17 protein-coding genes are annotated in these 17,358 nt (G+C 73.6%); 11 read left to right on the top strand and 6 right to left on the bottom strand.

The window, feature by feature from the left end:
* Positions 1-16 precede the first annotated feature (16 nt).
* From MXD57_RS06745 to MXD57_RS06720, 6 genes are all read left to right on the top strand, one after another.
* Positions 17-1,606: a PucR family transcriptional regulator gene (locus MXD57_RS06745; RefSeq protein WP_250400377.1), complete on the top strand. Its 1,590-nt coding sequence runs from the start codon at positions 17-19 to the stop codon at positions 1,604-1,606.
* Positions 1,607-1,761: 155 nt separating this feature from the next.
* Positions 1,762-2,604, top strand: coding sequence for a nitrilase-related carbon-nitrogen hydrolase (locus MXD57_RS06740; RefSeq protein ID WP_250400376.1), 843 nt, complete (start codon positions 1,762-1,764; stop codon positions 2,602-2,604).
* Positions 2,605-2,635: 31 nt separating this feature from the next.
* A complete protein-coding gene (gene hydA, locus MXD57_RS06735) occupies positions 2,636-4,078 on the top strand; it encodes a dihydropyrimidinase (RefSeq protein ID WP_250400375.1) in 1,443 nt (480 codons plus the stop codon).
* An 11-nt stretch (positions 4,079-4,089) separates the two neighbouring features.
* On the top strand, positions 4,090-5,109 hold the full coding sequence (locus MXD57_RS06730; RefSeq protein ID WP_250400374.1) for a TIGR03842 family LLM class F420-dependent oxidoreductase: 1,020 nt from the start codon (positions 4,090-4,092) through the stop codon (positions 5,107-5,109).
* Between the two features lie 137 nt (positions 5,110-5,246).
* On the top strand, positions 5,247-6,785 hold the full coding sequence (locus tag MXD57_RS06725; RefSeq protein WP_250400373.1) for an NCS1 family nucleobase:cation symporter-1: 1,539 nt from the start codon (positions 5,247-5,249) through the stop codon (positions 6,783-6,785).
* Positions 6,786-7,001: 216 nt separating this feature from the next.
* Entirely contained in the window at positions 7,002-7,442 is a 441-nt protein-coding gene (locus MXD57_RS06720; RefSeq protein WP_250400372.1) for a TlpA family protein disulfide reductase, read from the top strand.
* Between the two features lie 7 nt (positions 7,443-7,449).
* Here MXD57_RS06720 and MXD57_RS06715 read toward each other — a convergent pair whose 3' ends face one another.
* Positions 7,450-8,115 carry a hypothetical protein gene (locus MXD57_RS06715; RefSeq protein WP_250400371.1) on the bottom strand — a complete coding sequence of 222 codons (666 nt, stop codon included), beginning with the start codon at positions 8,113-8,115 and terminating at the stop codon, positions 7,450-7,452.
* Between the two features lie 161 nt (positions 8,116-8,276).
* Positions 8,277-8,405, bottom strand: coding sequence for a hypothetical protein (locus MXD57_RS31485; protein WP_284505171.1), 129 nt, complete (start codon positions 8,403-8,405; stop codon positions 8,277-8,279).
* Positions 8,406-8,597: 192 nt separating this feature from the next.
* Here MXD57_RS31485 and MXD57_RS06710 point away from each other — a divergent pair, with 192 nt between their 5' ends.
* The 4 genes from MXD57_RS06710 to MXD57_RS06695 all read left to right on the top strand — a co-directional run bounded on the left by MXD57_RS06710 (position 8,598) and on the right by MXD57_RS06695 (position 13,357).
* Positions 8,598-10,415: a gamma-glutamyltransferase family protein gene (locus MXD57_RS06710; RefSeq protein WP_250400370.1), complete on the top strand. Its 1,818-nt coding sequence runs from the start codon at positions 8,598-8,600 to the stop codon at positions 10,413-10,415.
* A gap of 92 nt (positions 10,416-10,507) precedes the next feature.
* Positions 10,508-11,353 (top strand): inositol monophosphatase family protein, encoded by an 846-nt coding sequence (locus MXD57_RS06705; protein ID WP_250400369.1) that lies wholly within the window; start codon positions 10,508-10,510, stop codon positions 11,351-11,353.
* 79 nt (positions 11,354-11,432) lie between these two features.
* The gene (locus tag MXD57_RS06700; RefSeq protein WP_250400368.1) at positions 11,433-12,851 is read left to right on the top strand and encodes a phytoene desaturase family protein; all 1,419 of its coding nucleotides are present in this window, start codon (positions 11,433-11,435) and stop codon (positions 12,849-12,851) included.
* Entirely contained in the window at positions 12,848-13,357 is a 510-nt protein-coding gene (locus MXD57_RS06695; RefSeq protein WP_250400367.1) for an O-acetyl-ADP-ribose deacetylase, read from the top strand. The genes MXD57_RS06700 and MXD57_RS06695 overlap by 4 nt, the downstream gene beginning before the upstream one ends.
* Before the next feature lie 71 nt (positions 13,358-13,428).
* Here MXD57_RS06695 and MXD57_RS06690 read toward each other — a convergent pair whose 3' ends face one another.
* From MXD57_RS06690 to MXD57_RS06680, 3 genes are all read right to left on the bottom strand, one after another.
* Positions 13,429-13,752 (bottom strand): SHOCT domain-containing protein, encoded by a 324-nt coding sequence (locus MXD57_RS06690; RefSeq protein ID WP_250400424.1) that lies wholly within the window; start codon positions 13,750-13,752, stop codon positions 13,429-13,431.
* Between the two features lie 35 nt (positions 13,753-13,787).
* Positions 13,788-14,246, bottom strand: a complete 459-nt coding sequence (locus tag MXD57_RS06685; protein WP_250400366.1) for a DUF6325 family protein — start codon at positions 14,244-14,246, stop codon at positions 13,788-13,790.
* A 90-nt stretch (positions 14,247-14,336) separates the two neighbouring features.
* Positions 14,337-14,999: a GAP family protein gene (locus MXD57_RS06680; protein ID WP_250400365.1), complete on the bottom strand. Its 663-nt coding sequence runs from the start codon at positions 14,997-14,999 to the stop codon at positions 14,337-14,339.
* 209 nt (positions 15,000-15,208) lie between these two features.
* Between MXD57_RS06680 and MXD57_RS06675 the strand changes: the two genes are divergently transcribed.
* Positions 15,209-16,096, top strand: coding sequence for a YhjD/YihY/BrkB family envelope integrity protein (locus MXD57_RS06675; protein WP_250400364.1), 888 nt, complete (start codon positions 15,209-15,211; stop codon positions 16,094-16,096).
* 135 nt (positions 16,097-16,231) lie between these two features.
* On the opposite strand, the gene MXD57_RS06670 is transcribed toward MXD57_RS06675, so the two are convergent.
* Entirely contained in the window at positions 16,232-17,119 is an 888-nt protein-coding gene (locus MXD57_RS06670) for a CAP domain-containing protein (protein WP_250400363.1), read from the bottom strand.
* Positions 17,120-17,358: the final 239 nt, after the last annotated feature.

Raw genomic sequence — 17,358 nt, 5'->3', positions numbered from 1 at the left:
GAGCGGGTTGACGGCGATGACCACCACCTCCTTCCACTCCCCGCCCCCGGGCTGGCAGCCGATGGAACCCGCCCTGTCCGTCCGGCAGGTGCTCACCCTGGAGCGGGTGCTCGCCGGGGAGCCCGAGGTGGTGGCCGGAGCCGGGCAGCTCGACCGCCCGGTGCGCTGGGTGCACGTCGCCGAGGCCGCCGACGTCGGGGTGATGCTCACCGGCGGCGAGATGGTGCTCACCACCGGGGTGCTGCTGGCCGGTGACGAGACCAAGCAGGCCGAGTACGTCCAGTCCCTGCACCGGGCGGAGGCCGCGGCCGTCGTCCTCGGGCTCGGCCGGGCCTTTCCCGCGCCGCCCGAGGTGATGCGCCGGGCCGCCGAACGGTGCGGGCTGCCCATGGTCGTGCTGCACCGGCCGTTCCCGTTCGCCGAACTGACCGAGGAGGTGCAGTCGCGGCTGGTGCGGCGGAAGTTCGCCGCCGTCAGCCTCTCGGAATCCGTACGGACCGCGCTCACCGGGCTGATCACCGCCGGCGCCCCGTTGCAGCGGCTGCTCGACGAGGTCGCCCAGCACAGCGGCTGTCCCGTCGTCGTCACCAACCTCGCCCACCGGGTCCTCGCCACGGCGGGCGAGCGGCCCGCGGTGGACGACGTCCTGCGCGACTGGGAGCGGATCGCCCGCCAGGCCGGAGGCAGCGAGGGCGACGGCTGGATCCGCGCCGAGCTGGGCGGCCGCGGTGAGCGATGGGGCCGGCTGCTGCTGTGCGGATACCGCGGCGACGCGGCCACCGGGCGGGTGCTCGCCGACCGGACCGCCGAGGCGCTCGTGCTGCACCGCATGCTCGGCGGTGGCTCCGCCCGCACCTGGGAGGAACAGTCGGCCCAGAGCCTGCTCACCGACCTCGTCTCCGGGGTCGTGCCCGCCCGGCAACTGCTGCCGCGGGCACGGGCGGCCGGGCTGCCGGTCAACCGGCGGACCTTCGTCCCCCTCGTCGTGCCCGGCGGGGTCCCGGGCCGACTCGAGCGGACACTGCGGCTGCTGGGCCTGTCCGGGCTGGTCGCCGAACTGGCCGACGGCGCCACCGCGGTGCTGCTCAGCCTCGCCCGCGACCAGCGCGCCGAAGCGCTCACCGCCCACTTCGCCGAGCGGCTGCGGACGGAGAGCGGGGCGCCCAACGCCGTGGTCGCGGCCGCCGACCCGCGCACCGTGTGGGAGGAGGTGCCCGCCGGGCTGCGGGAGGCCCGGCATGTCGCCGACGCCGTCGCCGACTCCTCCGCCGTTCTCGACCTGCCGGCCGTCGTCCGGCTGCGTGACGTCCATCTGCGCGGCCTGGTACGGCTGTTGCGGGACGACCCGCATGTGCAGTCCTTCGCCGAGCGGGAGCTGGACGGGCTGCTGTGCGAGGCCGGCCAGGAACTGCTGAACGTGCTGCGCACGTATCTGGCGACGGGCCGCAACAAGTCCCGCACCGCCCAGTTGCACCACGTCTCCCGGCCCGCCCTCTACCGCCGGCTGGAGGCCATACAGGCACGGCTGGGAGTCGACCTCGACGACTTCGAGCAGGCGGCCTCCGTGCACATCGCACTCCTGGCGCACGACGCGCAACAGGGGTGAAACATCCGACGAACCGGGAAGACGGCGGTGAAACATGAGCCGGCGAACACGTGACACGGTGGCACGCCGACCGCCCGCGGACGTGACACGCTGCAACTCAAACCGGCCCACCGGGCTTCCTAGTCTCGCCGTACACCGAGCGACCGGAGGTCCCGATGAGCCGAGTGATCCGTGCCGCCCTCTTCCAGACCGCCTGGACCGGCGACAAGGAGTCGATGATCCAGGTCCACGAGCAGGCGGCCCGCGACGCGGCCGCACAGGGCGCCCAAGTCCTCTGCTTCCAGGAACTGTTCTACGGCCCCTACTTCTGCCAGGTGCAGGACAAGGCCTTCTACGAGTACGCCGAGCGGATCCCCGACGGCCCCACCGTCCGGCGCTTCCAGGCGCTGGCCCGGGAGCTGGGCATCGTCCTGGTCCTGCCGATGTACGAGGAGGAGCAGCCGGGCGTCCTGTACAACACCGCCGCCGTGATCGACGCGGACGGCTCCTACCTCGGCAAGTACCGCAAGACCCACATCCCCCAGGTGCAGGGGTTCTGGGAGAAGTTCTACTTCAGGCCCGGCAACAGCGGCTGGCCCGTCTTCGACACGGCCGTCGGCCGGATCGGCGTCTACATCTGCTACGACCGGCACTTCCCGGAGGGCTGGCGGGCACTGGGCCTCGCCGGTGCCGAGATCGTCTTCAACCCCTCGGCCACCTCGCGCGGCCTCTCCCGCTACCTGTGGCAGTTGGAGCAGCCGGCGGCCGCCGTCGCCAACGAGTACTTCGTCGGCGCCATCAACCGGGTCGGCGTGGAGGACCTGGGCGACAACGACTTCTACGGCACCACCTACTTCGTGGACCCCGAGGCCCAGTTCGTCGGCGAGGTCGCGAGCGACAAGGAGCCGGAACTCGTCGTCCGCGACCTGGACCTGGCCAAGCTCCGCGAGGTCCGCGACCGCTGGCAGTTCTACCGCGACCGGGCCCCGGGTGCCTACACGCCGCTGACCGCGCCCTGACCGCAGCGCCCACCCTGGGAGGAGAGGGACCATGAGCAGCCGTACCGTCATCCGCGGTGGTCTCGTCATCACCGCGTCCGACGAGATCCACGCCGACGTCCTGATCGAGGACGGACGCATCGCCGCCCTCGCCGCCGCCGGCACCCCCGCCGCCGAGGCGTTCACCGCCGGGCTGAGCGAGACGGGGCCACCCTCGCCCGAAGGGTGGGGCAGGGTCATCGACGCCACCGGGAAGTACGTCATCCCGGGCGGCGTCGACGGACACACCCACATGCAGATGCCGTTCGGCGGCACCACCGCCGCCGACACCTTCGAGACCGGTACCCGTGCCGCCGCCTGGGGCGGCACGACCACGATCGTCGACTTCGCGATCCAGAGCGTCGGCGGCACCCTGCGCGAGGGCCTCGACGCCTGGCACGCCAAGGCCGAGGGCAACTGCGCGATCGACTACGCCTTCCACATGATCGTCTCCGATGTGAACCAGGAGACGCTCAAGGAGATGGACCTGCTGGTCGAGGAGGGGGTGACCAGCTTCAAGCAGTTCATGGCCTACCCCGGGGTGTTCTACTCCGACGACGGCCAGATCCTGCGGGCCATGCAGCGCGCCGCCGACAACGGCGGCCTGATCATGATGCACGCCGAGAACGGCATCGCCATCGACGTCCTGGTCGAACAGGCCCTGGCCCGCGGCGAGACCGACCCCCGGTACCACGGAGAGGTCCGCAAGGCCCTGCTGGAGGCCGAGGCCACCCACCGTGCCATTCGGCTCGCGCAGGTCGCCGGGGCCCCGCTGTACGTCGTGCACGTCTCGGCGCAGGAGGCGGTCGCCGAACTGGCCCGGGCGCGGGACGCGGGGCTCAACGTGTTCGGCGAGACCTGCCCGCAGTATCTGTTCCTGTCCACCGACAACCTCGCCGAACCGGACTTCGAGGGCGCCAAGTACGTGTGCTCCACCCCGCTGCGCCCCAGGGAGCACCAGGCGGCCCTGTGGCAGGGCCTGCGCACCAACGACCTGCAGGTCGTCTCCACCGACCACTGCCCGTTCTGCTTCAGCGGCCAGAAGGAGCTGGGCCGGGGCGACTTCTCCAAGATCCCCAACGGTCTGCCCGGCGTGGAGAACCGTATGGACCTGCTGCACCAGGCCGTCGTCGACGGGCGCATCTCACGGCGCCGCTGGATCGAGATCGCCTGCGCCACCCCGGCCCGCATGTTCGGCCTCTATCCCAAGAAAGGCACCATCACCCCGGGCGCGGACGCCGACGTCGTCGTCTACGACCCGCACGCCGAACAGGTCATGTCCGCCGAGACGCACCACATGAACGTCGACTACTCCGCCTACGAGGGCAGGCGCACGACCGGCCGGGTGGAGACCGTGCTCTCGCGCGGCGAGATCGTCATCGACCAGCGGGAGTACACCGGACGCGCCGGTCACGGCGCCTTCACTCCGCGCACCACCTGTCAGTACCTCAACTAGGAGTGGCGCCCATGGACTTCGGACTCGTCCTGCAGACCGACCCGCCGGCCTCCCGTGTCGTCAGCCTCATGAAGCGGGCCGAGCGCAACGGCTTCACCTACGGCTGGACCTTCGACTCCGCCGTGCTCTGGCAGGAGCCGTTCGTGATCTACAGCCAGATCCTCGCGAACACCACCGGGCTGCGGGTCGGCCCCATGGTGACCAACCCGGGCACCCGCACCTGGGAGGTCACCGCCTCCACCTTCGCCACCCTGAACGACATGTTCGGCAACCGCACGGTGTGCGGGATCGGCCGCGGCGACTCCGCGATGCGCGTCGCGGGCCGCAAGCCCAACACACTGGCCCGGATCAGCGAGGCCATGAAGGTCATCCGCGCCCTCGGCCGGGGCGAGGAGGCCGACCTCGGCGGCACGAGGATCCGCTTCCCCTGGGTCGCCCCCGGCGCCGAAGTCCCGGTGTGGATGGCCGCGTACGGCCCGAAGGCACTGAAGATGACCGGGGAGGAGGCCGACGGCTTCATCCTCCAGCTCGCCGACCTCTACCTCACCGAGTACATGGTCAAGGCCGTCAAGGACGCGGCCGCCGCCGCCGGCCGCGACCCGTCCGAGGTCACCGTCTGCGTGGCCGCCCCCGCCTACGTCACCGCCGACGACTCGCCGGAGGCCCTCGCCCATGCCCGTGAACAGTGCCGCTGGTTCGGCGGCATGGTCGGCAACCACGTCGCGGACCTGGTCGCCAAGTACGGCGAGCACTCCGCCCAGGTGCCCGACGAACTCACCGACTACATCAAGGCCCGCCAGGGCTACGACTACGCCCACCACGGGCGCAGCGGCAACCCCGACACCCACTTCGTGCCCGACGAGATCGTCGACCGGTTCTGCCTGATCGGGCCGCCCGAGAAGCACATCGAGAAGCTCGACGCCCTGCGCGCCCTGGGCGTCGACCAGTTCGCCGTGTACGACATGCACGACGCCCAGGAAGCCACCATCGACGCCTACGGCTCCCAGGTGATCCCGGCGGTCAACGCCTGACCGTCGCCGACCCGTTGGTCTCCCTCTCGCCGCGGCCGCCCCGCCACGGCGAGAGGGCACAGGGCGCCCGCCCGCGCACCCCCCATGCGCCGCCCGCACGGCCTCTCCCGATCCACCTCACCCCGATTGGCCCGCCCATGACCGACACCGCTCCCTCCGCCATACCCCCGTCCGGCCAGGTGACCCGGCCCGACGGGCGGGTCGAACTGGCACCCGGCACCCGGCCGCCCGGCGGCCGGTTCGCCAACGAGGACCTGCTCCCCGTCCCGGTGGACCGGCGCACCTGGACGACGTACAACTTCTCCGCCCTGTGGGTCGGCATGGCTCACAACACGGCTTCCTGGACCCTGGCCTCCGGGCTCATCGCGGTGGGCATGGACTGGAAGCAGGCCGTGTTCACCATCGCCCTGGCCAACCTGATCGTGCTCGTCCCGATGCTGCTCACCGGTCACGCCGGACCCAAGTACGGCATCCCGTTCCCGGTCTTCGCCCGGGCGAGCTTCGGGGTGCGCGGCGCCAACCTGCCCGCCGTGGTGCGGGCGCTGGTCGCGTGCGGCTGGTTCGGCATCCAGACCTGGATCGGCGGCGAGGCCATCTACTTCCTCGCCGGCAAACTCATCGGCGACGGCTGGGCGAACGCCTCGCACGTCGGCGGTCACGCCTGGACGATGTGGCTGTCGTTCGCCATCTTCTGGGCCATCCAGGTCGCCATCATCCACCGCGGCATGGAGACCATCCGCCGCTTCGAGAACTGGGCGGCGCCCTTCGTCCTGGTGGGCGCGTTCGTGATGCTGTGGTGGATGAGCAGCAGGGCCGGCGGTGTCGGGCCGCTCTTCGGCCAGCCGTCGAGGCTGGGCTGGGGCGGCGACTTCTGGAAGCTGTTCTGGCCCTCCCTGATGGGCATGATCGGCTTCTGGTCGACCCTGTCGCTGAACATCCCCGACTTCACCCGCTACGGCCGGAGCCAGCGGGCCCAGACCTGGGGCCAGGCCCTCGGCCTGCCGACCACGATGACCCTGTTCGCCTTCCTGTCCGTGCTCGTCACCTCCGGCTCCCAGGCGGTCTACGGCGAGCCCGTCTGGGACCCGGTCCAGCTCGCCGCCAAGACGGACAACGTGGTCGGCCTGCTCTACGCCCTGGTCACCGTGCTGGTGGCGACCCTGTCCGTGAACATCGCGGCCAACCTGGTCTCCCCGGCGTTCGACTTCTCCAACGTGGCCCCGCGCAGGGTGAGTTTCCGCACCGGTGCGCTGATCACCGCGGTCCTGGCCGTGCTGATCTTTCCCTGGAAGCTGTACTCGGACCCGCAGGGCTACATCTTCACCTGGCTCGGTCTGGTCGGCGGCCTGCTCGGCACCGTCGCGGGCATCCTGGTCGCCGACTACTGGATCCTGCGCCGCACCCGGCTCGTCCTCGCCGACCTGTACCGCGAGGGCGGCCGGTACTGGTACGCGGGCGGCTGGAACTGGCGGGCGGTGGCCGCGTTCCTGGTCGGCGGCGTACTCGCGGTCGGTGGGGCCGACTTCCACCCGCTGATCGACGGCCGCCCCGTCCCGGCCCTGTCGTCCCTCGCCGACTACGGCTGGGCCGTCGGCCTCGGCACCTCCCTGGTGCTGTACCTGGCGCTGACCTGGCTGACCGGGCGGAGGCCCGACGCGGCGCGGACGGTGGCCTGAGACCGGTCCACCCCGGCGGCCCCGGGCCGCCCGGGGTGGACCGTCCGCCCGCACGTGCTCTCCAAGCCCCCCCGACGTCACTCGCTCATGGCCCCGGCGGGACAATCACGGGTTGTGAGGATACGAGCGTTGCTGTGGTCCGCCGCCTGTCTGGCGCTGGCCTCCTGCCATGCCGGGATGGCGACCGCCGGCCCGGGAACGGAACGGAGCGGGCTCGTGCCCGCGGATCGGCGCGAGGCCGCGCCCGAGCTCGTCGGGGACAGTCTGGACGGCAGACCGCTCCGGCTGGCCGACCACCGGGGAGAGGTGGTCCTCCTGAACGCGTGGGCGTCCTGGTGCGGTCCCTGCCGGGCCGAGGCGCCCGAACTGCGGGCGGCGCACGAGCACCTCGCCGCACGGGGCGTGCGGGTCATCGGGCTCGACGCCGACAGCGATCCCGCGCGCGGCCGCGCCTTCCAGCGGGAGCAGCGTCTCGGCTACCCCAGTTTCCGGGACCCGTCCGGCCGGCAGCTGCTGAGGTTCCCCAAGGGGACGGTGCCGCAGGGTGTGCCGTTCACCGTCGTCATCGACACCCGCGGCCGGATCGCGGCCGTACACGCCGGACCCGTCACCGAACGGGAGCTGAGGGACCTGGCGCTGCCGCTCACCGGCTCCTGAGGGGCGGTCAGCCGGAGGCTTCCGACCCGAGGGCGGCCACGGCGCTCCTGGCGGCCTTGATGGCACCCTTGTTGATCTCGTCCGTGCTCGGCGCCTTCCTGGTCTCGAAGTCGCTGCCGTTGTAGGTGACGACGACCAGCGCGTTGGAGGCCCGTACCAGCACCACGCCCTCGCGGGTCTCCTGCTTGTCCTCGGTCGTGAGGTTCACGACCGAGTAGCCGGCGTCACCGACCCCCGGAACCTCGCCACCGCCGCTCTTCTCGGCGACCCGCTGCTGGAACTCCTCCTTCGCCGCGTCGTCGGAGTCGGTGATCTCGAACGAGACGTCCAGCCAGCGGTAGTCGTAGCCCTTGAGGGCGTTCCAGGAGCAGGTGCGGCGCAGCGAGGTGTCGGTCGACGGGATCTCCTTGCCCGACGTCTTCGCCCCGGGCACCAGGGACTTGACGGTGGCCGCCGGCACGCTGGAACAGGCGGCGGGCGCGGTCGCGTAGGCCTTTGGAACTTCGGCGGACGACGGGGCGGACGCGGGGCCGGTGGGCGTCCGCTGGGACGGCCGGTGATCGGCGGCCGCCGTCGCGGCCGGACCCGACGACATCGCCCAGCCGGCACAGGCGAGGACGACGACCGGCGTCAGGCGCGCGGTCAGGGCGAGCGGCAGAGGCAGTGAACGCACGGCGCACTTCTCTTGGGGGAGGGGGCGCGGAGGGGTCCCGCGGGGTGGGCTGGGACGACAGTGTCACACGACTCCCCGTGCGGCGGAAGGCCGAACTCGCTGTGTGCCCGGCCGGTAACCCAGGCCCAGGGACGCCGTGTTGGAAATGCTCATATGTCCGGTCAGGGGATGTGCCGGTCCAGCGTCCGGTCCGCGTCGATGTCGTACAGGGTCACGCGGTGCGGCACGGCCCCGGGGCCGCCGCCCGGCCCTGCCGCCCGCTGCCGCGCCGCGAGCTCGCCGCCGGGCACCTCGTACCCGCCGTGCGCCGCCCGGACCTCCCTGCGCCGGGAGGAGGGCAGCGCCGGGAGACGCCGCGGTGCTCCCGGTGGAGACGGTGAAGAAAGGGGCACGGAAGCCGGGCCGGAAATCCACGGCGCCCGCACCGGGCGCCTCCGATACTGGTGTCCCGGCCCCCGCACGCGCGAGCACCGAGGTGACGGATGACGTTCACCACCCGGCCCACCCTCCAGGGCACCTTCGGCATGGTGTCCGCCACGCACTGGCTGGCCTCCCAGTCGGCGATGGCGGTGCTGGAGGACGGGGGCAACGCCTTCGACGCGGCCGTGGCCGGGGCCTTCGTGCTGCACGTGGTGGAGCCGCACATGAACGGGCCCGCCGGCGAGGTGCCCATCCTGCTCGCGCCGGCCGGCGGCGAGGTGCGCGTGCTGTGCGGGCAGGGCGTCGCGCCGGCCGCCGCCACCGTCGCGCACTACCGGGGGCTCGGCCTGGACCTCGTACCCGGCACCGGACCGCTCGCCGCCGCCGTGCCCGGCGCCTTCGACGCCTGGCTGCTGCTCCTGCGCGACCACGGCACCCGGTCGCTGGAGGACGTCCTGAAGTACGCCATCGGGTACGCCGAGCACGGACACGCGCCCGTGGAGGGCGTCGGCGCGATCGTGGCGGCCGTGCGGGAGGTGTTCGAGACCGAGTGGACCTCCTCCGCCGAGGTGTACCTGCCGGGCGGCCGGCCGCCCCGGGCCGGTGAACTGCTGCGCAACCCCGCCCTGGCCGCCACCTGGCGGCGGCTGCTGGCCGAGACCGCCCGGGCCGGCGACCGGGAGGCGCGCATCGACGCCGCGCGCGAGGTGTGGCGCTCCGGCTTCGTGGCCGAGGCCCTGGTCCGGCAGTCCCGGCGGCCGACGCTGGACACCAGCGGGCGGCGGCACACCGGCACCCTCACCGAGGCCGACCTGGCCGGCTGGTCGGCCGGCTACGAGGCGCCGGTGACCCACGACTGGAACGGCTGGACCGTGTGCAAGGCCGGCCCGTGGAGCCAGGGCCCCGTCTTCCTCCAGCAACTGGCCCTGCTCCCGCCCGATCTGCCCGCCTACGGCTCGGCCGACTACGTCCACCTGCTGATCGAGGGCTGCAAGCTCGCCATGGCCGACCGGGAGGCCTGGTACGGGGACGCGGCCGACGTGCCGCTGGCCGCGCTGCTGTCGGACGAGTACAACGCCGGGCGCCGCGCCCTCGTCGGCGACGAGGCCTCCTACGAGCTGCGCCCCGGCAGTCCCGGCGGGCGCGTCCCGCGCCTGCCCGCGCAGGCCCGCGCGCGCGTGGCGCGGAGCGGTCCCGGCCCCGGCCGGCCGGGTGCGGGCGAGCCGACCGCCGCGGACCCGGCCGGCGGGGCCCGGGTGGCCGCCGACGGCCGCACCCGGGGCGACACCTGCCACCTGGACGTCGTGGACCGCTGGGGCAACATGGTCGCGGCCACGCCCAGCGGCGGCTGGCTGCAGTCCAATCCGGTCGTGCCGGAACTCGGCTTCCCGCTCGGCACCCGGCTGCAGATGACGTGGCTGGAGGAGGGGCTGGCGAACTCCCTCACCCCGGGCCGCCGGCCCCGCACCACCCTGACCCCGTCCCTCGCGCTGCGCGGCGGCGTCCCGGTGATGGCGTTCGGTACTCCCGGCGGGGACCAGCAGGACCAGTGGCAGCCGCACTTCTTCCTCGCCGCCGTGCTGCGCGCCCCGGTCCGCGGCGGACTCGACCTGCAGGGCGCGATCGACGCCCCGAACTGGCACAACGACAGCTTCCCCAGCTCCTTCCACCCGCGCGGCCGGCGCCCCGGCAGCGTCACCGTGGAGTCCCGCACGGACCCCGGGGTGATCGGTGAGCTGCGCCGCCGGGGTCACCGGGTCACGGTCGGTCCCGGCTGGTCGGAGGGCCGTCTGTGCGCGGTGGCCCGGGATCCGGAGACGGGCGTCCTGTCGGCCGCCGCGAACCCGCGCGGGATGCAGGGGTACGCGGTCGGCCGCTGACGTCCGGTCCGGCACCCGCTCTTCATCCCGATTCCACCCGCTGTCCACCGGGCGGGCGGGGATTGTCAGTGGCACGTGGTCTCATGGAGGACATGATCGACGAAACGGAAACCATCGAGGAGTTTCTCACCCGCGGCTCGGCCGACGTGGAGGAAGCGGTCCGCAAGGCCGCGGCGGCCGAGATCCTGCCCCGCTTCCGCCGCCTCGCCGAGCACGAGGTGGACCGCAAGAGCGGTCCGCACGACCTGGTGACGGACGCGGACCGGCTCGCCGAGCAGCGGCTCACCGAGGTCCTCGGCGCCCTGCTGCCCGGTTCGGTCGTGGTCGGCGAGGAGGCGGTGCACGCCGACCCGGCCACCTACGAGGCCATACGCGGCGACGCACCGGTCTGGATCATCGACCCGGTCGACGGCACCAGGCAGTTCGTGAACGGCGACGAGGGCTTCTGCACGCTGGTCGCGCTCGCCCACCGGGGCGTCGTACAGGCCTCCTGGACCTACGCCCCCGTACCGGACCGGTTCGCCGCGGCCGTCCGCGGCCGGGGGGCCTTCCTCGACGGCGAGCGGCTGTTCGCGGGCCCGCCCGCGCCCGGCCGCGACCTGGCCGTCGCCACCTCCCACCCGGACTTCACCACCGACGAGCAGAAGCACGCCCTGCGCGCCCTGTGGACCGACGGGTTCGCCCCGCGCCCCTGCGGCTCCGCGGGCCTGGAGTATCTCGCCGTGGCGCGGGGCGACTTGGACGCGGTGGCGTTCTCCTGGGAAGCGGCCTGGGACCACGCGGCGGGCCTGCTGCTGGTCGAGGAGGCGGGCGGCGCCCACCTCACGCTCACCGGCGAGCCGTTCCGGGTGACCGGCGGCAACACCCTGCCGTTCACCGCCGCCCGGGACGCCGCCACCGCCCGCCGCGTGGCGCGCCTGCTGGCCGCGGGCGGCTGAGGCACCCGGCCCCGGCCGCCACGGGACCACCGGCATATCCTGATCGCGAGTGGCCATCGGCTGACGAAGGAGTCCGAAGGTGCCGTCGATGCTCGATGCGGTCGTGGTGGGTGCGGGTCCGAACGGACTGACCGCTGCCGTGGAGCTGGCCCGCAGGGGCCACTCCGTCGCCCTGTTCGAGGCACGCTCCACGGTCGGCGGCGGCGCCCGCACCGAGGAGCTGACGCTGCCCGGCTTCCGGCACGACCCCTGCTCGGCCGCGCACCCCCTCGGCGTCAACTCGCCCGCCTTCCGCGCCCTGCCCCTGGAGCGGTACGGCCTTCGGTGGGTACACGCGGACCTGCCGATGGCGCACCCGTTCCCGGACGGCAGCGCGGCCGTGCTGGCCCGGTCCGTCGCCGAGACGGCGGCCTCCTTCGGCCCGCGCGACGCGGGCGCGTACCGCAGGCTGGTCGCGCCGTTCCTGTCCAGGTGGGACACCCTGGCCAGGGACTTCATGTCGCTGCCGTCGACCGCGCTGCCCCGCGACCCGGTGACCCTGGCCCGCTTCGGCCTCGCCGGGCTGCCGCCCTCCACCCTGCTGATGCGCCGCTTCCGCGACGAGCCCGCCAAGGCCCTCTTCTCCGGGCTCGTCGCCCATGTGATGGCCCCCCTCGGCGGCTTCGCCACCGGCGCCATCGGCCTGGTCTTCGCGCTGGCCGCGCACGCCCGCGGCTGGCCGCTGGCCCGGGGTGGGTCCCAGGCCGTCTCCGACGCCCTCGCCGCCCACCTCACGGACCTCGGCGGCGCCGTCCACACCGACTACGAGGTCAAGCGCCTCGACGACCTGCCGCCGGCCCGCGCGTACGTGTTCGACACCTCACCCACCGCGCTCGCCCGCATCGCCGGCTTCGGCGGCCACTACGACCGCTTCCGCTACGGCCCGAGCGTTTTCAAGATCGACTACGCCCTGGACGGCCCGGTCCCCTGGACCGCCCCGGAGGCACGCGTCGCGGGCACCGTGCAGATCGGCGCGAGCCGGGCCGAGATCGGCACCGCGCTGCACGCCGCGTCCCGCGCGGGCCGCGCCCCCGACCGGCCCTTCCTGATCACCGTGCAGCCCAGCGTGGCCGACCCCACCCGGGCGCCCGCGGGCAAGCACGTCTTCTGGGCCTACGGCCATGTCCCCAACGGCTGGCGGGGCGACCTCACCGACGCCATCGAACGCCAACTGGAGCGCTTCGCGCCCGGGTTCCGCGACCGGGTGCTGGCCCGCGCCACCATGGGCCCCGCCGAACTCGCCGCCCACAACGCCAACTACGTCGGCGGTGACATCGCCTGCGGCGCGACCTCCGGGCTCCAGTTGCTGCTGCGCCCCAGACTGTCCCTGTTCCCGTACCACACCCCTCACCCGGCCGTCTTCATCTGCTCCTCGGCCACCCCGCCGGGCCCCGGCGTGCACGGCATGTCGGGGCACAACGCGGCCAAGGCCGTCTGGCGGAGACTGAGGCAGACATGACCACCATCACCCTCGTCCGGGGCGACATCACCCGGCAGCGCGCCGACGCCATCGTCAACGCCGCCAACTCCTCCCTGCTGGGCGGCGGGGGCGTGGACGGCGCGATCCACCGCAGGGGCGGCGCCGCGATCCTTGAGGAGTGCCGGAAGCTGCGCGCCTCCCGGTACGGCAGGGGCCTGCCCACCGGTCAGGCGGTCGCCACCACGGCCGGCGCGCTGGACGCCCGCTGGGTCATCCACACCGTGGGCCCGGTCTGGTCGGCCACCGAGGACCGCTCGGAACTCCTCGCCTCCTGCTACCGCGAGTCCCTGCGGGTCGCCGACGAACTCGGTGCCCGCACGGTCGCCTTCCCGGCCGTCTCCACCGGCGTCTACCGCTGGCCCATGGACGACGCGGCCCGTATCGCGCTGGAGACGGTGCGGGACACACCGACCTCGGTCGAGGAGGCGCGCTTCGTCCTCTTCGACGAGCGGGCGTACCGGGCGTTCGCCGCGCGGGCCGGCTGAGTGCGGCGTCGCCGCCGCCTCGAAGCGGGCCACCGGCGCCCGGACCGCCGCGTTCCCCGCGGCACCCGGTGTCAGCTCAGCAACCGGCGCTTCTGGGCCTCGAACTCCTCGTCCGTCAGGACCCCTTGCGTCTTGAGGTCGGCCAACTGCTTGAGCTGGTCGATCTTGTTCGTCATGTCGTCGCCCGCGGCGGGCGCGGGTGCGGGTGCGCTGGCCGGCGGGGGCGGCGGGGCCGGCTGCTGCTGTGGCTGCGCGTACTGCTGCTGCTGCTGTTGCTGCTCGTAGTCCTGCTGCGCCCAGCGGCCGGTCTGCCGGCGCGAGACGCGGTTGGACACGGCGGTCGCGGTACCGGCGACGACGGCGGTGCGTGCGACGCCCCTGAGCAGTCCAGGCATGATCGTCATCTCCCAGTGTCGAAGGGGGCGGCCGGTCAGGCGGCCGCGGAACCGCCGGGGGGAACCGTCTCCTCCGTGGCGTCCAGCGCGGCCAGCAGGGCCTGGACGGGGATGCGGCCGCTCGCGACGAGCTGGGCGCCGCCGCGCCGCAGGGCGCGGGCCAGGGGTGCGGCCCACAGGTTCTCGTACACCAGCACCGCGGCCGAGTTGCCGGGCTCCAGCGCGTTGCCCGCCTCGTCGATGTCGCCCTGGTCGAGCAGGCCGGCCGAGGCCCCCTCGAAGACGGTCAGGTCGACCTCGTCACCGAGGTCGCGCAGCTCCAGCGCGACGACGGAGCCGTCGGTCTCCTTGCGGATGAAGGCCAGGTCGATGATGCGGACGACGCCCCGCTCGGCGAGATCGACGAGCAGGGGGAACGCCTCACCCGTCATACGGTTGCCGGGAAACTCGATCACGAGGTAGTCGACGGGGCCCATTTCTTCGACGCTGTCCATGACCAACTCCTTGGAAGCCGCGTACGTCCGCCCCCCCAGCGCCAATTCCAGCACGCGGCGCCGGGCCCCGCACGTCCGAACCCGTACGCGTCAACCGGTGAGCTGGTAGATGCTCTTGCCCACCAGCCAGAACCCCAGCAGCAGGCACAGACTCACCAGCGCCTGGTCCTGGTGGCCCTCCAGCCACGCGCGGAGCCTCAGCAGGCGGGCCCTCGCCGCCGCCGGGGAGAACACCACGTACAGCTCACCGGCGAGCAGGGTCGCGGTGGCGAGCAGGCAGAATCCGCACAGGGCGAGCCAGGTCGTGACGTGCGAGGTGTCCGCCTCCACCACCGTGGTCGCCGCCGCCGCGACCATGCCCCAGGGCTGCAGCAGGACGGCGAGCGCGGCGGCGGCCCAGGGGGTGCCGCGGTCCATCCGGGTGGTGAGCCGTGCGGAGGAGGACTCCCGGCCGGGAGCGGCGTCGGCCGGCCCACGGCGACGCCGGTGCTCGCCGTAGAGGATCAGCGACAGCCCGACGACCAGCTTGACCGCGAGGGCGGCGGTCGAGGGCGGGGACCTGGGCGGCGGTGGCTGCCCGCCGGTGAGGGCGAGGACGACGGCGATCACCGCGACCAGGCAGGCCAGCCAGCTCAGGATGAACACCAGCCCCTTCCACACGCCCTTCGCCGACGCCACCACCAGGACGAAGGCCATGAGGGGCAGCGGGTCGAGCGTGATGGCCAGGCCGATGAGCAGCAGGTCGAGCACCATGGCGGACCCCAACGTGTCGGGACACCACGAGGGTAGGCAGGTGCCGCCGGAACGACACCTCGGGCCTGTGGTTCCGGGCCGCTGGTTCACCCGGGTCCCGTCCCGCGCCTCCGGGCCCCGGGCGGGTGACCGGGGAACCCGTGCCGCGCGTCCGGGGTGCCGTGCCGCGCGCCGCCCCCCACTCTGGACGCAGCGAAAGGAGCCACGCCATGCCCACCTCCGCGCGGGTGCCGTCGGTGGGCCGGATGGTCGCCTGGGCGAAGTCGGCACACCGCCGGGCGGAGAAGCGCTTCCCGGTGGTCACGCATCTCGCGGACCGCATGGTGTCGGTGAACATCTTCGACTCCGGTACCCGCCTGGCCGCGCAGTGCTTCCTGACCGCGGTCCCGCTGCTCTTCGTGGTCGCGGCCTACGCCCCCTCGTCGGTGCGCCGCCAACTGGCCGAGTCGGTGCGGGCGGTGTTCGGGCTCACGGGCCCGGCGAACGCCGAGCTCGTGAAGGTGTTCGAACCCACGTCGGGCAACCTCCGGGAGGCCACGGGCATCGTCGGGGGGCTGATGGTGCTGCTGTCGGCCACCGCCGTCAGCCGGGCCATGCAGCGGCTGTGCAAACGGGCCTGGGAGATCCCGAGAGCGGGCACCCGCATCGCCCCGTGGCGCTGGCTGGCGTGGCTCGCCCTGTGGCTCGGGGTCCTGGTGCTCCAGGGTCCGGTCCGCGACGGGTTCGGGGTGGGCGTCTGGCTGGGCGTGCCCTTCACGCTGCTCACCCAGGTGGGACTGTGGTGGTGGACCCAGCACCTGCTGCTCGGCGGACTGGTCGGCTGGAAGCCCCTGCTGCCGGGCGCCGTGCTCACGGCGATCGTGCTGACCGTGCTGGCGATGACCGCGCGCCTGTACATGCCACGAGCGCTGAACCGGGCCCTGGCCGAATACGGCGCGGCCGGCTCCGTCTTCGTGCTGCTGTCCTGGCTGATCGTGGTCTGCGTCGCGGGAGCCGTGAGCATCAGTGTCGGCGCCGTCGTCGCCCAGGAGCCGTTCCTCGCCCACCGCCTCGGCAGCCCGCCGTCCTCGCGGGACCGCGACCCGCGCACCCGCTGAGGGCCCGTCCCGTGGGCGGTGTTCCGGTCCGTCCGTCCGCGGCCCCGCCCCCGGCAGGGTGTGCAACGCGCCCGCCCCCGAGGCCCCCGCGACCGCTCCCGCCGGGGCCTCGGGGGCTCAGGGGGTGGGGCCGGCTCAGGGGGCGTCGGAGAAGTTGTGCACGCCCCACCAGCCGGAGTCGTCGTGGTAGATGCCGACGCCGACCTCGGTGAACGAGGTGCTGGTCTGGCTTCTGTAGTGACCGGGGCTGTGGCGCCACATGGACTGGAACTTCTCTGCCGCCTCCTGGGCGGTCATCGAGGCGTCGCTCCACCAGACGATGTTCTCGCCTATCCAGGTGCGGCCGCCGGTGAGCAGGTGGTCGGTGTCCGAGGAGCCGGAGTGGCCGAAGCCCGAGGTGCGCATGTGCCGGGCCCATCCGCGCGCGAATTCGCTCAGGTCCGTGCGCAGTCTCAGGGGCGGCAGGCCGACCGTGGCGCGCTCGGCGTTGAGCAGCTTGAGCGACATCGCCTCCGCCTGGCTGGTGCTCTGTGTCGTCGTCCGGGGACCGGGGAGTGTGGGGTCGGGGCCGACCGGGCCGCCCTTCGGGGCCGCGGTCCGTGCCGGGGAGGGGCTCTGGGGGCGGGTGGAGCGCGTGGCCGTGATGCGGCTGCGGGCGGGAGCGGGGGCGGAGGTGGGGGAGGCGGACGGGGACGGGGAGGCCGACGGCGACGGCGACCGCGACGCGGTCGCGGACGGGGAGGCGGACGGGCCGGTGGTCCGGGACAGCGGTATCCGGTCCCCGGGGCCGGTGGCGGCGGTGGTGGGGGCGGTGGCGGCGGTGTCCGCCACGCCGTCGTCCCCGTCGGTGAACACGACCGCGCCGGCCGCCAGGGCGGCCACCGCCACGGCGCACAGGGCCGCCGTGCCCGTCCTCGCCCCGATCGCCGCGCCGCGGCGGCGACGCCTGCCGCGGCGGTGGCGGCCGGGCTCCTCGTGTGCGGTGTCCATCCCCGTGGTGGGCCGGTCGTCGTGCAGGTGCATGCTGTGCTCCGTGATGGTGCGGACCCGCCGGGCACGGTGCCCGGCCTCCGGGAGACCGGCGGGCCGCGGCCGGACAACGGTTTTTTTGCGCCGGACGTCCGGGCGCCGCCCCGGTCCGCGGGCGCACGCGGGGCGGCGGGCGGGGAGTGCGGGCGCGGCGCGGGACGGTCTCCCCCCAGGGCGGGCGGTCGGGAGGGGGGTTCCGTTCCGGTGCCGGGGGTGCGTAGGGTCCGGCTGCG

It is taken from the genome of Streptomyces cellostaticus, assembly GCF_023630175.1.
Taxonomy (GTDB): Bacteria; Actinomycetota; Actinomycetes; order Streptomycetales; family Streptomycetaceae; genus Streptomyces; species Streptomyces cellostaticus_A.
This window is presented reverse-complemented; position numbering and strand designations above follow the sequence as displayed.

Coding starts and splice junctions, on each gene's coding strand:
- MXD57_RS06685 (WP_250400366.1), bottom strand. CDS start 14,246: ATGGACAGCGTCGAAGAAATGGGCCCCGTCGACTACCTCGTGATCGAG.
- MXD57_RS06705 (WP_250400369.1), top strand. CDS start 10,508: ATGATCGACGAAACGGAAACCATCGAGGAGTTTCTCACCCGCGGCTCG.
- MXD57_RS06675 (WP_250400364.1), top strand. CDS start 15,209: ATGCCCACCTCCGCGCGGGTGCCGTCGGTGGGCCGGATGGTCGCCTGG.
- MXD57_RS06680 (WP_250400365.1), bottom strand. CDS start 14,999: ATGGTGCTCGACCTGCTGCTCATCGGCCTGGCCATCACGCTCGACCCG.
- MXD57_RS06670 (WP_250400363.1), bottom strand. CDS start 17,119: ATGCACCTGCACGACGACCGGCCCACCACGGGGATGGACACCGCACAC.
- MXD57_RS06745 (WP_250400377.1), top strand. CDS start 17: ATGACCACCACCTCCTTCCACTCCCCGCCCCCGGGCTGGCAGCCGATG.
- MXD57_RS06730 (WP_250400374.1), top strand. CDS start 4,090: ATGGACTTCGGACTCGTCCTGCAGACCGACCCGCCGGCCTCCCGTGTC.
- MXD57_RS06725 (WP_250400373.1), top strand. CDS start 5,247: ATGACCGACACCGCTCCCTCCGCCATACCCCCGTCCGGCCAGGTGACC.
- MXD57_RS06690 (WP_250400424.1), bottom strand. CDS start 13,752: ATGCCTGGACTGCTCAGGGGCGTCGCACGCACCGCCGTCGTCGCCGGT.
- hydA (WP_250400375.1), top strand. CDS start 2,636: ATGAGCAGCCGTACCGTCATCCGCGGTGGTCTCGTCATCACCGCGTCC.
- MXD57_RS06710 (WP_250400370.1), top strand. CDS start 8,598: ATGACGTTCACCACCCGGCCCACCCTCCAGGGCACCTTCGGCATGGTG.
- MXD57_RS06695 (WP_250400367.1), top strand. CDS start 12,848: ATGACCACCATCACCCTCGTCCGGGGCGACATCACCCGGCAGCGCGCC.
- MXD57_RS06740 (WP_250400376.1), top strand. CDS start 1,762: ATGAGCCGAGTGATCCGTGCCGCCCTCTTCCAGACCGCCTGGACCGGC.